Consider the following 15,370-nt stretch of genomic DNA (forward strand, 5'->3'; position numbering starts at 1 on the left):
CGCTCTGGACCTCCCAGAGCAGACCACAGGCGACACACACACCACTGCCAGCGCTTCGCCAACGTGTGGCGCTCAGTTGGATGAGCGCTCCGCTGTTCTCGGAAATGTCGGCCGTGCGAAGAGGCCCCAGTCGCAGCCTGCCGGTGATCCCCAATGCCTTGCGGAGGGCTTGCTCGTCCATCAAACGTGGAGCGCCTCGCCCCAGCGCCCCTTCCTCTTCGAGCCGCGCTCCGAGCTCCCTGGCGCCGGTAGGGTCGACGCCCGCCTTCACCAGCGCGCGGACGACCGCGGCGCGCCCTCCGCGGCGAACGTCTCCGAGGATGGAGACGAGAAGAGCAAAGGGGAGGCCCCGTATCTCCATCAGCGCCCTGCGGGTCTGAAGGATGGAGATTCCCCTCGCCATTTCGAGGAGCACGACACCTGACTGAACTCCCATGTCGTGCCCGGGACGCCGCTACTTCGAAATGTGGGAAATGCTGGACACGGTGGTTTCAAATGCCTTGAGCGCGGACACCTTCAGAACGCGCACCGTGACCTTGAGAGTCTTTGCACGCTTCGTACGAGCAGGCTTCTTCATGTTCGGCCTCCCTGGGTGAGTAAGAAGTGTCCCCTTAAGCCACACTTCGAGTCAACAACAGGCCAGGGCACTTTGAGCCGTGATGGGAATTGCCGTGGCCCACACAGGAGATGGGCCTACCTGTCAGAGCGCAACACCATGCGCGCTGACAGTCCATTTCAGTTTCGAGCTGACCTCAGGCACGCCCCGAGGTCAGACAGGACTCACGACCAGAGGATTGGCAACGACGATATGTCCGCGCCGGGCTCTTCGTTCTCAGAGGGCCAGCCCCTTCCCATTCTGGGGGCGCGTCACAACCCGCCTTGAGTGAAACTGAAGGGGCCCCGCATGTCCCGTCTTGGTCTTTCGTTCATCGTATTGTTCGCATGCACGTCCGCATTCGCCTCCCCACCTCCGCGGATTGAAACCGAAGCGGAATCGCTCGCGTCGACTCCGACACCGTTCCCCGTGCTGCGTGAGTTCGTGACCGAGGACATCTATCACTACCGATTCGACATTCGTGTCGGCACCGCCCCCAACGCCATCGTGCGGGTCCATCGCGTCGTCCGAGAGCGCGCGCCGTGGCGGCCTCGGTCGCCCGCCCACGCGATCATGTTGCTTCACGGAGACTTCGCCAACTTCGTCACGAACTTCGTGCCGACGCTCGGCAATCCCGCGTCATCGGCGCCGGGGCTCGCTCCGTACCTGGCGGCCCGGGACATTGACGTCTGGGGTGTTGACCGTCGCTGGACGCTGCCCTCCGCCAACGGAGACATCTCCGACCTGGGCGAGATGGGGGTTGCCCAGGAACTCGGAGACATCGCCATCGCGCTCACCTTCGCACGGGCAACGCGGCCCAGCGGCGACCGCGATACGAGCCGGATCGTGCTCGGCGGATTCTCGCATGGCGGCGAGCTCGCCTACGCGTATGCCGCCGCCAACGGCCGCCACGTGTCTGCGGTCGCCGTGCTCGACGCCTATTACGACATCGCGCCTGAGCACGCGGAACTGCGCGAGCTTGCGTGCGCCAATGCCGCCGCGGGACGTGAGGCGCTTGCTCAAGGCGTGACCGACTCCGACAACAGCTTCTTCATCACGTTGGGCGAGCTGGCCCGGAGCGCGCCCCAGGCGCAGTCTCCCGTGTTTTCGAGCTACACCAACCGCGGTGCACTGCTCGCGATGAATGGACTGACCTACCTTCTCGCGCCGTACACGCCGCTGTACCATTTGAGTGCGCCCATCCTCGACGCCAACGGCAACGTCACGGCATTGCGCGAGTCGTCCGAGGACAGCGTGAGCGCGTGGTTCGCCAGCGCGCCGCCGCACCAGTCGCTGCGTGAGACCGTGGAACTCGACGAAATCTGGTGCGGGACGACACCAAGGCCCGAGCTCTCGAACATCCGCGTTCCGTTGCTCTACCTCGGTGCCGCTGGCGCGTTCGGTGACTACGGGTTGTATTCGACGACCCGGGTGTCATCGACGGATGTCACGGCGCTCGTCGTCCGCCGCTTCGGTCCGGCGCGAGTGGCCGAGGACTTCGGCCATGGCGACCTCTTGTACGCGGCAGACGCACCGGCGCTCGCGTGGCAACCGCTCGCGACGTGGTTGCTGAGCCACTGAGGAGAAGCATCTCTCGGGAGACTGGGGCGGCCTGGAAGAAGTCCGCGGGCATCTGCCGCCCCGGCTCATGACTCACGGAGCGGACCGGCCCCAGACTCGACAGTCAGAACCTCGCCCTGCCTCATGATGATTCCATTCGACGCCGGAGGTAAGACAGCGTTAGGACCCGGCTCATCGTCGTCAGAGAGCGAACGCGGCGTGCGGACGGGATGCCTCTGTCGGGCGCGCCGGGGCTACGCATCGACCCCATCAGGATGCGCCCCGAGGACCCACGGGGCCACGACTTCCACGCCAACCGAATCGAGGGACTCGATTACGAGTTCATGCAAGAACAAGGTTGGCTGTTCCCATGCGAGCCCCCCGGATACGAGTGGCTGTGCCGCCCAGCAGGCAGCGAGGTTGCCACCACGAACTTCAAGTTCGTGGCCCCACTCATCCAGTACCCGCCCCACGAGGCCGCATGAAGAAGGCTCTCGGCCCGCGAGGGCGGAAGTGGGAGCCCTTCGCATCGGACAAAGGGCCCCATCACCTGAAGTGCCGTTGGGCTTACGGCCCGTCGAGCACGGCCAACATGCGCGGCAGCACGTCGAAGAACGCGTAGTTCCAGCAACTGAAGTTGTGCCCGCCGTCACAACCGAAAGGCTTCTGGCCCGGCGCGGGGCGGCCATACATCTCGTAGTGGTGCGGCACGCCCGCGGCATTCAGCGCATGGTGGAACCGGTCCGTGGACGCCCCCGGGACGCGTTCGAGCACGTCCCCATCCCAGATGCCCGAACCCGCATACAAGGCGACGGCCACGCCCCGCAGAGACGCCGCACGCGGAATGGGGTTGTTCATGTTCCATGCCTGGTCGAAGGGCCAGAATGGAGAGCCGAACGCCCCATCCGGGTTCTGCAGCCACCGTGTCCCCTCCTCCGTGATGGTGGCCCGGATGGCGGCGTCACCAAGGTCCAGGGCCCCCGAGAAACTGGCCGCATAGGCAAACAGGTCGGGGCGCCGCGCGGCGTAGCTGATGGCCCCGAAGCCGCCCATGGACAGCCCCGCGATAGCACGGCCCCGCTTGTACGCCAGCGTGCGAAGGTTCTGGTCCACCCACGGAATGAGCTGGTTGAGGTGGAACTCCTCCCATGCCTGATTCACTCCGCGAGGGAAGACCCAGTTCGTGTACCAACCGACCTTGCCGCCATCCGGCATGATGGTGATGACGGGCATGTTCTCGGTAATCGCATACGCCGCACCGAACTCCACCCACTGAGCCGAGTTCGCGCCTCCACCGCCGTGCAACAGGTAGACCGCGGGGTAACGCACGCCCGGGTTGTTGTAATACCCCGTCGGGAGGAGCACCCGAACGTGATGGCGTGGGTCATAGACCGCGTGAGGCGCGATCAGCGGCGTGGAGATTTCCACGTCGATGAGCCTATCCGTGATGTGCCGCACCGCATGAACCGTAATGCCATGCCCCGAATAGAAGTTCGGCGCGAGCGAGGCATCTGATGCCTCCGCGCCGCCTGGCACTCCGAGGAACAGGGCGACGAACAAGACTCCGACGAGTCCGCGTGCGGCACGGGCGGGAGACTCGCATCGCTCAAGAGCGGTGCTGGAAACAAAGACGTCCTGGGGCAGCAATCTGCGCATCCTCTGACCTCGGAGAGTAGGTGGGGCGACAACGGGCTCTTCATCCGCCAATGACAGGTGCGACGCTAAGGGGCGTATCTGACCATGGCAACGCACACGTTGGAGCGACCGTGTAATTCCCTGGCGAGGGCCGCTGAGGCTGTGTCTTTCCCGCGACTGTGGACGCGAGCTGTCCGTTACTGCGCGGCGTGGCGGGCTGAAACCCCACCTGCCCGCGACCCGAGTTGGTAGAGACTCCGCAGCCCTGAGCCCCGAAGTCATCGAGCCATCCATGAACGTCGTCATCACCGGTGCCAACCGGGGCATCGGCCTCGAGTTGGTGCGTCAGTGTCTCTCCCGCGGTGACGTGGTGCACGCCGGTGTGCGCGCTCCCGTGCACGCAGCGGAGCTCACCGGCCTCATCCGGGGCGCTGGCGGGAGACTCCATGTCCACACGCTCGACGTCGCGGACCCGGCGAGCGTGCGTGCCTTCGCGATGGGGCTCCCCGGTCCCGTGCACCTGCTCATCAACAACGCCGGCGTGCGCAGCCGCCCGGACGAACTCTCCGACCTGGACGGCGACGACCTCACCCGCACCTTCCAGGTGAACGCGGTGGCGGCATTGCGCGTGACGGCGGCCCTGCTGCCGCAGCTGCGCGCGGCCGGTGGCGCGAAGGTGGCCAACCTCAGCTCGAACCTCGGCTCCATCGCGGACAACAGTTGGGGTGGCGCCTACGGCTACCGCATGTCCAAGGCGGCGCTGAACATGGCTACGCGCTCGCTGGGACACGACCTGAAGGAGGACGGAATCCTCGCCTTCGCTCTCAGTCCCGGCTGGGTACAGACAGACATGGGCGGAAGCGAGGCCCCCACGGCCGTGGACACTTCGGTGGCGGGGCTGCTCGCCGTGCTCTCCCGCTTGAGGCCCGAGGACTCCGGAGGCTTCTTCGACTTCGAGGGCAAATGCATTCCTTGGTGACTCACTTCGTCCCGGAAGGCCCCACCCTCGAATGACGGAGTCCTCGAACGGGACACAGCCGCGCCCTCGCCCAAATCGTCCTCCCCCACGCAACTCCGTGCGCAGATGAAGGACAATTCCCACAAAGGCATGAAGGAACGCACCTCATGCTTCAGACCAGGGGGGTCTACATCATGGGTACCATCTCGAGGGTAACGACGACGTTCTTGAAGCAGGGCGCGCGAGGAGTGTCCCACTCCGGCGGCCACGGGGCGCCCGCCCGCGTGCTGCAGCAGGTCGCCCATCATTCCACCAAGGCTCCAAGCCCGTCTCAAATTGCGAGCGAGACGCGGGCGCGGAACAACAGCCTGGACCTGATGAGCGACATCATGGAGGCAATGGACCGCCGTGATGGCGGCAACAACGCGGCCATGCCTCGTATCAAGTTGGATGTTCCGCTGTCGCGCCGTGAGAACTTCGCGTTCGACGCCATCCAGCCGGGGTACGGAACCCCGAAGTCCGCCATCGACAAGCAGGGCAAGCTCCAGCCCGCGGGCGACAGCGTCACCGTCAGCGCCTCCGACCACGTCGATGGCGAAAAGTCCGTCAAGGCGAAGACGCCGTATACGTCCTTCAGCGGCCCGCCGGTGGGCGTGGACGGCACGGCCACGGGGCCCCTGGTCGACAACCCGCTCTACGGCAAGGACCGCATCGTCACCAACCCGGCCAAGGACCCCAAGAGCGGTGTGGTGCTCGACCAGTTCGACATCCAGCGCGACCTCCGGACGAGCACCAAGCCCGGCTTCGACGAGACCGCGGTGCTGCGCTCCGAGCCACGTCCGCAGCCGCTCTGGCAGCCCACGCCCGAAGAGCGCGCCATCATGCCCCAAGTCGGTGTGGACCCCGAGAAGCCCTCGTTCACGTTCCGCGAACGCGCGATGGTGAACTCGGCGCGGGACAACGAGTACCTGGTCAAAGGCACCATCCACGAGTTCGACTTCTTCCAGGGCCAGCCGGACGGCTCGCTCAAGCCCCTCTCCATGCAAGAGGTGATTGACGAAGCCAGGAAGAAGCTCTGAGCCACCGCGCATCGTCCCGCCACAGTGCCAGGAGAACCTCGACCCTCGCGGCGACATGTCGCGCCGCGAGGGCCGTGAGCCCGTCAGCTCATCGTCGTACGTGCCGGTCGGTGGCGTCTTCCCGGCGATCCAGCGGACCCGCTCAGGCCCCCTCCCGGACGACGCCACCGGGTCCAGCGCACCGAAGTCCGTCTCGGCGCTGGGGCGTCCCCACGTCGTGGCGATCTACAGCGTCGGTCCAGGCTACCCCATGACGCAGACCCCCGACGAGCAGGTCTTCGCCGCCGGACAGACAACGCCGCAGGCGCCGCAGTTGTTCTCGTCCGACGACACATCCACGCACTGCGCGCCACACTGCACCCGGGGAGCCGGGCAGGAGCCACCCACGCAGTCATAGCCACCCGGCGTGTTGACGCACACCTGGCTGGGATTGCACGCGGCAGTCCCGTTCGAGCACTCGTCGATGTCACTGCACGTCCAACCATTTCCCGAGTAGCCCGGCCTGCAGGTGCAGGTGTAACTACCCGGCGTATTCGTGCAAATCGCATTCACCGAACACTGCGCAGTGCCATTCGTGCATTCATTGACGTCCGTACAGACACTGGGCTGCATGCCATTGCAGGTGTACCCCGGCTCCACCCGGCAGATGCTGCTACAGCCATCCGACGAAACCCGGTTGCCGTCGTCACACTGTTCCCCATTGCTGATACGGCCATCACCACACACGGCGCTCACACCGCCGCCCGTATCCTCCACCGCGTCCAATCCGTACAACGAGGCAATCCCACCGCGCAGCCTCACGTAGCGGTACGGCGTGGAATTGCTGAATGGCACCAGCGTGGAGTGGGTCCCGAGCCCCAGGTCCAGCAGGTTCGCCTGCCCCGTGCTGATGATGCTCATGTCCCCACGAAGGAATTCCACCTGGGCAATGACCGCCAGCGAAAGGCCCTGGTAGTAGATGCGCAGCGGCCCTGTGCCCTCTTCGCCCAGGCCCATGTCCAGAACCATGGAGCCGCCCAGGAGCCCCAGGAACGTCGCGGCGTTCCCATCCGGTGCGCCCACGGCGTTGTTCGGATTGAGGACGGCGATGACACCGCTTTGGACGACTGCGTTGGCATAACGATCACCGGCCATCGCCGACACCGCGTCCGATGACGACTCGCCGTCCACCGGTGCCTCTTCGGAAACAACGGACTCGTCCTCCAACTCAGGACCGCATGCGCTCATCACGCCGAACGCCAGGGCCGCACTCAGCATTCGCCACATGGGGGCCACTCGACTGACCTTCATTGTCTTGCTCCAATCCGCTTGGACTTGGGGATGGCGGTCCAACGTGAGCACAGCCACACCGGATAACCGCCACAACAATGAACGCACGAATTCCTTTTTCAGCTTTAAAGGCACGCACGTCGAAGCCAGAACGCGTGTGCCATTGGACAGCTTCTTCTCCAGGTATCGCCGCGTCGACCGCAAGGCGACACCCACCCTGGACACGAAGGCTGAGACTTCTGTCCCAGCACGAGGCTGCCTTCTCGATTCTCGGGAGTGGAGAGAAAAGACAGCGGCGGCGCGCCCCCTCAATCCCAGCCACGAAGTGGCACGCGGCCGCGGCGAACGCACCGAACAGCCAACTGCGTTCCACCTCGCCCAGCGTCGCATGCAAGAGTCCGGAGCCACCCGCGAGCATCAGCCCACTCGCCGCGAGCCACGTGTCGCACCCTCCACGACAGGCCGCCCCCGACGCCTCCGCGCCCACGCCTGTGGGGCGTTGATCGCCCGCACCATTCGCCCATCGTATGCTTGGGGAAACGCCTCACCCTTTCCCAAGGCCCCATGCGACTGTCACTGACGAGCTTGCTCTGCCTCCTGGTCTCCGCTGGCTGCGGAGACGATCCGTCCCATTTACCGAATTCCTCGCTCGCGGCCTGCTCCTTCACCGACGCATGCGCGAACGCCGACGAGGAGTGCTACGTCAGCCAGGTCTGTGGCCCGCCCGCCCCTGACGAAGAGCTCTACTGCCAGGCGGAGAAGGGCGACCGCCAGTGTCACCGCCGCTGCCAGGACAATGACGCCTGCGGTCCCGGTGAGACCTGCAGGACAGTCGAATGGGTCAAGCGAACGGACGTGCTGACCACGACCACCCTTTGCTTCAATTAGCCGGCGCAAGCATCCCAGGGACCGACGCCGGTGACGCCCCCAGCTCCTCACCGGCGCAGGGTCCCCAGGGCGCCCGGTGCTTAGGTCGCCACCCGCGCGCTCAATCCCAACCGCGAAGCTGGACGCGGACCCGCCGCACGAGCAGTTCCCACTCCTGACGCTTCAACGTCGTCAGGACGCGCCCGCCAATGAGTGTGAGGCCGGTGAGCGTCATCACCAGGAAGCCGATGCGGTGGTCCCTCAGCCCAGCGTCGAGCAGCGTGGCCGCGACGTCCAGCGTGAGGAACAGGGTCCCCAACGCCAGGTAGGCGCGAATCTGGAACACCATGCCCGCCACCACGCCGAGCAGACACACCCCGCCAAAGGCGAGCGCATACGTGCCGTCGGGAGACTGGCCCACCTGGACCGCGATGCGCGCCGCCGCGGGCACATACAGCAACAAGCCCCCGAGGATTCGCACCGTGTTGCGCGCGGCGTGCGGCAGGCTCTCCGCGAAGAGCTGGCCCAGCATCAACAACAGCAGGCCCATGGGCGCCAGGTAGATTTCCAGTCCCTCCAGGCCAAAGGCCAGCGCGGAGATGAGCAGCGCGAAGTTGCACGCCGCCGCGGCGAACGCACCGAACAGCCGGCTGCGCTCCACCGCGCCCAGCGTCGCGTACAGGAGTCCGGAGCCCCCCGCGAGCATTGCCGCCTCTTGCGTCGCCTCGCCTGGCAGCACCAGCGCCATGCCAATGGGTAGCAGCGCCGCGAAGCGCCGGGTGGCCGCCTCCACGGGCTGCACGCCGGCCCGCCGGGCCAGCACCGTCACGCCTACCAGGATGAAGCCCAGGGCCAACGCGAAGAATGCGTCGTGCTCGGCGCGCAGGCCCGGTGCATACAGATTGCGCACCAGGGCGTAGACCCCGACCACCGCTGTCTGCACGAAGTAGACGTGCCGGCCGGTGTGCTGGCTCCAAGCGCAGTGCAGCGCCACCAACACCAGGATGCCAATGGAGGCGATGGCCAGCGGAAGAGCGCCGTCGGAGGCGGAGCCCCCCACCGCCAGGGCCGCGAGCATCAGCCCACTCACCACGAGCCCTGTGTCGCGCCCCCACGACAGGCCGCCCGCGACATCCGGCCGGCGCCTCCGCACCCACTCCTGGGCGGCATGGAGGGCCAGCACGCCCACGGAGGCGGCCAGGGACAGGGCCGCGCCATGGAGGATGAAGAGCGCGCCATAACGCAGCCACGGGCCGACCAGGCTCGCGCGAATCGAAAGGAAGGCCATGAGGGAGGCGACAAAAGTGCCACCCACCACCCAGGCCCCCAGCGTCGCGACGAGCGAGGCGAGCGTGCCCTTCCACTGGAACGCCGCCACGAGCACCGACGCGGCAACGAGCGCCAGCGTCACAGGCAACGCGGGAGAGACCATCCAGCTCCCGCCCATGCTCAGCAGCATCTCCCCCAGGAGGTTGAGCGCGGCGAGCGTCGACGACGGCGTTCCATTCGTCGCCAACGCGTACACGAGCGCTGCCAACAGATAGATGGCCATGGACTGGTGGATGCGCATGCGAGCGGCGCTCTCGGACAAGCCCCTGCGCCGGACAATCCACGGCCCCAGCGTCACCACCGCCAGCCCCACCAGCGCGAGCACCGGGCCGGGCCACACCTCGAAGATGTCCACACGGTGCGCCAGCGCGTGGACCAGCAGGAGGATGCTCGCGCCAAGCACACCGCGCCCCTGCGCCCTGCCCCCTCCGAAAAGCAGTACCAGACCGGTGATGCAGACCAGGCCTGCTGCCGTGAGCCCGGGCTGGAAGAGGGCCGCGACGAAGACCACGCCCACACTGATGACCGAATGGCGCTGCAACAGGCGCTGGAAGGAATCGGGCAGCCCCCGGAGCGAGGCAACGGCATAGACGAGCCCCGCGGCGGCGATGCCCGCGAAAGCCCGCTGCCACATCAGGAACACCGTGTCTCCTGGTGCGAGCCACGCGGCCTCATCGAGCCAGTGCAGGGACTCGGCGCCGATGCGCACCCACATGCCTTCGGACGACCACGAGGGCATGAGCCTGGGCCCGAGCAGCGACTGCCTCGCGGCCCAGAGCGCCGCACCGGGCAGGCCGAGCCAGAGCCCCACGCTCGCGAGCCGCACCGAGCGCGCGGACACGGAGAGCAGCAACATCAATACCGCGGGCCCCAGCAACATCAGGGGCGGAATGAGGGCCAGCGCACGGGACGGCCGGGGCAGGCCGACGAGGAGCGCGCCTTTCAGGAGCACACCTGCCAGGACCGCCACGCCCAGATGGGGAACCCAGTGGTAGAGCTTCCCGTGACGAGGCTTCTCCAGAAGCCCGGCGACCCAGGGCCCGAAGCGCCGTGTCGCCAGCGCGACGCCCCAGAGCGCGATGCCGATGAGCGAGGTCCGCAGGGCGGCGACATCCGGCGGCGACGGCCGGCCCGCGCGGTTGAGCAGAGCGGTGAGCGCGATGAGCCCGCCCAGCGACGCGAGCGTCACCACCGAGCCGCGCAGGTACCAGGCCTCGAAACCGCGCGACACGAAGGCCACGAGCGCGACCAGGAGGAGCAGACCGGCCGCGAGCAGGCACGTGGCGCGCTCGGCATCCGTGGGCCTGCCCAGCCACCCGGCCAGCGTGAGCGCGGCGATGACCGTCTGCACCAGCGCCGCCGTGGCGAAACCATCCGTGAAGAGCGGCAGCCCCCGCGCACCGAGCGGCAGCCTGAAGAGATCGAACATCCTCCGGCCCCCGCGCCCGGCAGCGGTGTCCGCGGCATCCAGCGGAGTGCGGCCGCGCAGCGCGGAGAAGGCCGCGAAGCCGAGCGCCAATGACGCGGCGACCAGGGCAGCTCGCGGGGATGCGAAGTCGGAGACGGTGCCCATCACCTGGGAGACCGCGAGCGCGAGCCCCGAGGCCGCGAGGAACCCGACGAGCCTGCTGCCATCCCGCCGGACACGCAGCAGCAACCAGGCCGTGACCACGGCCGTGGGAAGCGCGGAGAGCACACTGGCTGACAGCCCCGTGGCTGACACGAGCAGGTCCGGAGCGCTCGGGGAAGAATCCACGGCCAGGAGGACTCCCGCCGCGGCCAGGCAGAGGGCGAGGTCATCCAGGGGTAGCAGCCCGTCCTTGCGCGAGACGGGCTGCGCCCACGCGCCCTGCACGAGCCCCGCGACACCGTAGAGCCCACTTACGAGCGCGAAGACCGCCAGCCGGCCCCAGCTGCCCTCCAACGCCGGTGTCCCCTCGGCGAAGGCGAGCACACCAAAGAGAAGACCCACGCCGCCCAGGTAGTGCAGGCCCCGCCAGCGCCAGCCGCCAGCAACATGCGCGGCCCCAGCGATGACCAGCCCCGTCAGCACCTGGGGCCACGGCGAGGCGGCGCTGCCCACCTGGCTCACCAGGGGCATTGCCACCAGCGACCCAAGGATGGTCCAGGCGAGCAGGCGGATACGTCGTCCCGGAAAGGCACTCCAACGCGCCAGGAGCATCAAGCCCGCGGTCGCCACCGTGCCGCCGAATACCCACCAGCCCGGCTCCGTCGGCGCCTGCGTGCGAGCGAACAAGGCTCCGGCGAGGAGCGTCGTCATCACCATGAGGTGGACCAGGGCCCCCCGCCGTGGCTCCAGCAGGAAGAAGACACCCGTCGCGATGAGTGGCGCGAGCGCCGAGGCAAAGTCGACCTGGAAGTCCCCTCCCGGCTCGATGGAGAACGCACCCAGCGCGCCCACGACCGCGCCACTGGCGAGCACCGCGTAGGCCACAATCTCCAGCACCGGACTCACGCGCGGATGGGCCTCGCGAGCGGCGTCGGTGGTCGCGGCCACGGCGATGACGGTGGCCAGGGCCTGGGCCCACAGCGTGAGGCCCGCGAACAGAGCGCTACCTGGCTCCAGGGCGTCGAAGCCCGACGGTGCGCTCACCACACAGAAGACGGCGAGCCACAGCGCGCCATAGAGCGCGGCGCTCGCGCTGACGAGCGCCGTGTTTCCCTCCGTCGCCTTCCGTGCGCGCCATACAGTGGCGGCCAGGGCCAGGACACCCACGGAGGCACAGAGCGTGCGCAGCCAGGGCGCGTCCTCGAGCGCCATCAGTGGAAGCCCCGCGAGCAGCGAAGGCAGGAGCGCCAACCCCAGGGCCGCGGCGGAAGTGCCATGCAGCAGCCGTCCCGCCGCCCTCAGCGGCACCAGGCCCAGCGCGGCGACGCCAAGCGCCACCGAGGCACCGAGCCCAGATGACAGGGCGAACAGTGACGACAGCGCGATGAAGGCGACGGGGAGCAACGCGAGGCCAATGCCCGCGAGCACGCGGCCGACCGGCATGGAGCGCCGGGACAGGAACACACCGAGCCCGATGAAGGCCGCGTGGTACCCCCACAGGGCGCCCGTGACGAAGAGCTGGCGCGGGACGCCACCAAGCGCGCGCCAGGCCTCGCGCACGCCCATGAGCGAGCCGCCCAGCACCAGCATCGCGCCGAGGAACCACCAGATGAACTCCTGGAACCGGGGAGTGCTCTCCGGCCGTGCATCGAGCGCCACGACGGCCTCGAGCCCTCCGCTGAGCGGGCCTGACGCATCCCGGTCGAAGTACGTCTGCCCGGAATCCAGCGCCGCGCCCAGGTCGTCCTCTCCCGCCTCCGAGCCAGGCCGGAGCCCACGACGCTTGCGCGCCTTCTGCTCCCGCTCCGCCTTCGCGGCTTCGTCCAACGAGCGCGCGAGCGCCGCACCCCAGCCCCACAGCCGCCATTCTCCCCCGTTGCGAAGCGAGGTCGCGACGCCATCCGCCCAGGCCTCCGCGCGGGTCGCCGCGTCCACGGGAGGGACCGCCTTCGCTTCGAAGAAGTCCTGGGCGGGTGCCTGCTCGCCCTCCTCGGCCTTCGGCGCTCCGGGGTCAAGGCCATCCGCGCCAGGCGTGAGGGACTCGGCGAGCCGGGCCGCGGTGACGACATCGATGAGCGCGCTGGCCTGCCAGCCTTCGATGTGACGCCGCAGGCTCTCCCTGACGAGTGCGTCGAGATTCGGCTCGGTGGCGGGCACGAGCGGGGCACCACACTCCTGACACATGGCCCCCGAGGCCACGTCACGGAGCCGAGCGCAGGCTTGGCAGATCATGATGTGACAGCATAGCCCCAGTTCCATGAGGCCTGCTTGATGCCCGGCGCCCTACCCCTCAGTGCAAGAGCGAGCTGACGCCGCCATCCGTAATCATTGAATGGCCGGTGACGACGACGCGGGTGCCCTCTCGCGCGAAGTCGAGCGCCGCCGCTCGACCGATGCCCGGGTTGCCACCCGTCACCAGAACGACCTTGTTCTCGAACGTCTTCATGGATTGGACCCACCTTGCAGCAAGATGTTCAAATACTTGTCCGACCCGAGCAACGTCGCTCGTCGAGCACGCCCACGGATGCCTCGCGAGCCGCCCATCGTCCTTCCCGTTTCACTGCCGCTGCTCCGGCATGCGAACCCGTGGGCGCTGCTTCTCTCCGAGGAGGAAGGCTATCCACTCTCCACCGCCGCCCTCCTCTCAGAGCGCTATGCCCTGAAAAGCGACGAGAAACCCTTCGTACGAGAGCTGCTCAATCGCAAGCGGAACCTGTGGGTCTTCCGCTGTGACCAGCGCCGCTTCGCCGGAGACTTCGTCGTCGTGGACATGGCGGAGCCCCGTCCCGCTCGACGCCGGGTAGTGGTGCTCGACCTCAAGATGGGGGCGCCCCTCGTCCTCGGCGGCGGTGGTGCCGGCATGCAGCTCACCCATGCCCAGGATGCGGTGAACGGTGTCGCTGCACGCAAGGGCCTCATCGCACCGGGCACACCCTACGTACTGGCCACGGGTGGAAAGGACGCCATGCTCGCGTATCTGCGGGCGTGACCTCTCCAGGCGCGACGCTGCATTCTTTGAAGTGCCATTCAGCACCCACAATGAGGCGGTCCACATGGAACTCTCTCCAGGAAGCAAGCGAGGCAGTTCGCGACGGAGCAGATGTGAATGCAGCCGACGAATACGGTGAAAAACCCCTAACGGAGTCCGTCGCAGTCGGAGCAGGAGTTCAAACATCAACGAAACTCGTCAAATATCTACTCTCCCAAGGAGCGCTCCTTGCAAATGAGAACTCCAGGACGGGTTCTGGAACATCGATTCATCGCGCGACAAGAAGCGGGAGCATCGAGAATTCTACTCAAGAAAGATGGACACGCAGCCCTTTCGCAGTTTGACGTTCTCGGCCTCACGTCACTGGCAGTCGCCATGTTCAACGATTCGATTGAAACAGCACGGCTGCTGATTGATGCCAAGTCGCCGCTCAACATACGTGACAAGGAGGAGCTAGGAGATCCGGCGCTGCCCCATGCGGTAGGGAATCACAACGCGGCCCGCATGCGCTTGATGCTAGGATTCCCCAGCCGGGAAGATGAGGCCCCCCGGTCAAGCAGGCGTACATTCAGGCCAAGGACATCGTGGGTGGAGTCCTGTCCGCTGGACTGCTTCTGGTAGGCTGGTGGAGCAGATGCGAGCATGGGCGAGGATGCGCTGCCCTTCTGAGGCAACGATTCGTACTGGATTGACTTCTATTCAGACGCGAGCCTCACGCGGTTGGCCGGCGTCAAGTCCTGTAGTTGTTACGAGACGGCACACATCTCCGGACGGCAGACGGCGTTCTGCCGTGACGGACTTCTACTCCGTCTGTCGTTAGCCTTCGTCTCCGTGGGCTCCCAGCGCCCGGCCCTTTCACCTGATAGGGCCGGGTCGTTCCGTCGATGACACAGACACCGCAATGCGTCATCCAGCGACGCAATCCGTTTCAACCCACCGGGTGTCAGAAACACACCATTTACATTAAGTGAAAACCCCCATACACACCGCGTGTCTCCAATTCGGAGACAACTCGCAATGAGGGGGAAGTCATGAAGAAGCTCAATACGTTGGGAGTTGTGGGTCTGCTGTCTCTGGCTGCCGTTGGCTGCGGTGGGGATTACACGCCGGAGGACGAGCAGGCCATGCAGCAGCCTGAGCTGAGCGATGTGGAGCAGGCCATGGAGTCCGCGTGGATTGACGCTGGTCAGACGCGCGATTTCTCGACCTGGCTGTTCGGCGTGACGCCGTTCTCCATCCAGAACGTCGGTACCGCCCCCACGTCGTATTACGCGTACTGCGGGAGCAACAACATCTCCGGTACCGTGGGTGTCGGCCAGACGCACAGCAACCTGAACCTCAACTGCGCGTGGCCCGGGGCGCGGCTCTACGTGAGCAACACGAGCGGCACCGTCGGCACCCACAAGCTCTACGTCTGGACCTGGTAGCGCGCTGTTTCAGCAGCCCACCATCCGGATGATGCACTGGGGGAACTCTCTGCAGGGGGTTCCCCTTTTTCGTTGTCGCTCGCCTCTTGACT

General features: G+C 66.8%; 9 protein-coding genes. 5 read left to right on the forward strand and 4 right to left on the reverse strand.

The genetic code is table 11. The annotated features are described in order from the left end of the window. The first annotated feature begins 904 nt into the window (after positions 1–904). Positions 905–2,176 carry a hypothetical protein gene (locus tag OZ403_RS26095; RefSeq protein WP_268782056.1) on the forward strand — a complete coding sequence of 424 codons (1,272 nt, stop codon included), beginning with the start codon at positions 905–907 and terminating at the stop codon, positions 2,174–2,176. Between the two features lie 546 nt (positions 2,177–2,722). Here OZ403_RS26095 and OZ403_RS26100 read toward each other — a convergent pair. Beyond that, positions 2,723–3,715, reverse strand: a complete 993-nt coding sequence (locus OZ403_RS26100) for an alpha/beta hydrolase (protein WP_140793991.1) — start codon at positions 3,713–3,715, stop codon at positions 2,723–2,725. A 367-nt stretch (positions 3,716–4,082) separates the two neighbouring features. On the opposite strand from OZ403_RS26100, the gene OZ403_RS26105 reads away from it, so the two are divergent. Next, positions 4,083–4,769: an SDR family oxidoreductase gene (locus OZ403_RS26105; RefSeq protein WP_268782057.1), complete on the forward strand. Its 687-nt coding sequence runs from the start codon at positions 4,083–4,085 to the stop codon at positions 4,767–4,769. 146 nt (positions 4,770–4,915) lie between these two features. Further along, positions 4,916–5,827 (forward strand): hypothetical protein, encoded by a 912-nt coding sequence (locus OZ403_RS26110; RefSeq protein WP_268782058.1) that lies wholly within the window; start codon positions 4,916–4,918, stop codon positions 5,825–5,827. Between the two features lie 243 nt (positions 5,828–6,070). Here OZ403_RS26110 and OZ403_RS26115 read toward each other — a convergent pair whose 3' ends face one another. From OZ403_RS26115 to OZ403_RS26125, 3 genes are all read right to left on the reverse strand, one after another. After that, a complete protein-coding gene (locus tag OZ403_RS26115) occupies positions 6,071–7,093 on the reverse strand; it encodes an EGF domain-containing protein (RefSeq protein WP_268782059.1) in 1,023 nt (340 codons plus the stop codon). A 991-nt stretch (positions 7,094–8,084) separates the two neighbouring features. After that, positions 8,085–13,094 (reverse strand): hypothetical protein, encoded by a 5,010-nt coding sequence (locus tag OZ403_RS26120; protein WP_328285464.1) that lies wholly within the window; start codon positions 13,092–13,094, stop codon positions 8,085–8,087. A gap of 58 nt (positions 13,095–13,152) precedes the next feature. After that, positions 13,153–13,308, reverse strand: a complete 156-nt coding sequence (locus tag OZ403_RS26125) for an SDR family NAD(P)-dependent oxidoreductase (protein WP_140793999.1) — start codon at positions 13,306–13,308, stop codon at positions 13,153–13,155. 78 nt (positions 13,309–13,386) lie between these two features. On the opposite strand from OZ403_RS26125, the gene OZ403_RS26130 reads away from it, so the two are divergent. Both OZ403_RS26130 and OZ403_RS26135 read left to right on the forward strand, forming a co-directional pair. After that, entirely contained in the window at positions 13,387–13,851 is a 465-nt protein-coding gene (locus OZ403_RS26130) for a hypothetical protein (RefSeq protein WP_140794001.1), read from the forward strand. Positions 13,852–14,882: 1,031 nt separating this feature from the next. Beyond that, positions 14,883–15,278 carry a hypothetical protein gene (locus OZ403_RS26135; protein ID WP_140856009.1) on the forward strand — a complete coding sequence of 132 codons (396 nt, stop codon included), beginning with the start codon at positions 14,883–14,885 and terminating at the stop codon, positions 15,276–15,278. Positions 15,279–15,370 lie beyond the last annotated feature (92 nt).

Source organism: Myxococcus sp. NMCA1 (assembly GCF_026810205.1).
GTDB lineage: Bacteria > Myxococcota > Myxococcia > Myxococcales > Myxococcaceae > Myxococcus > Myxococcus xanthus_A.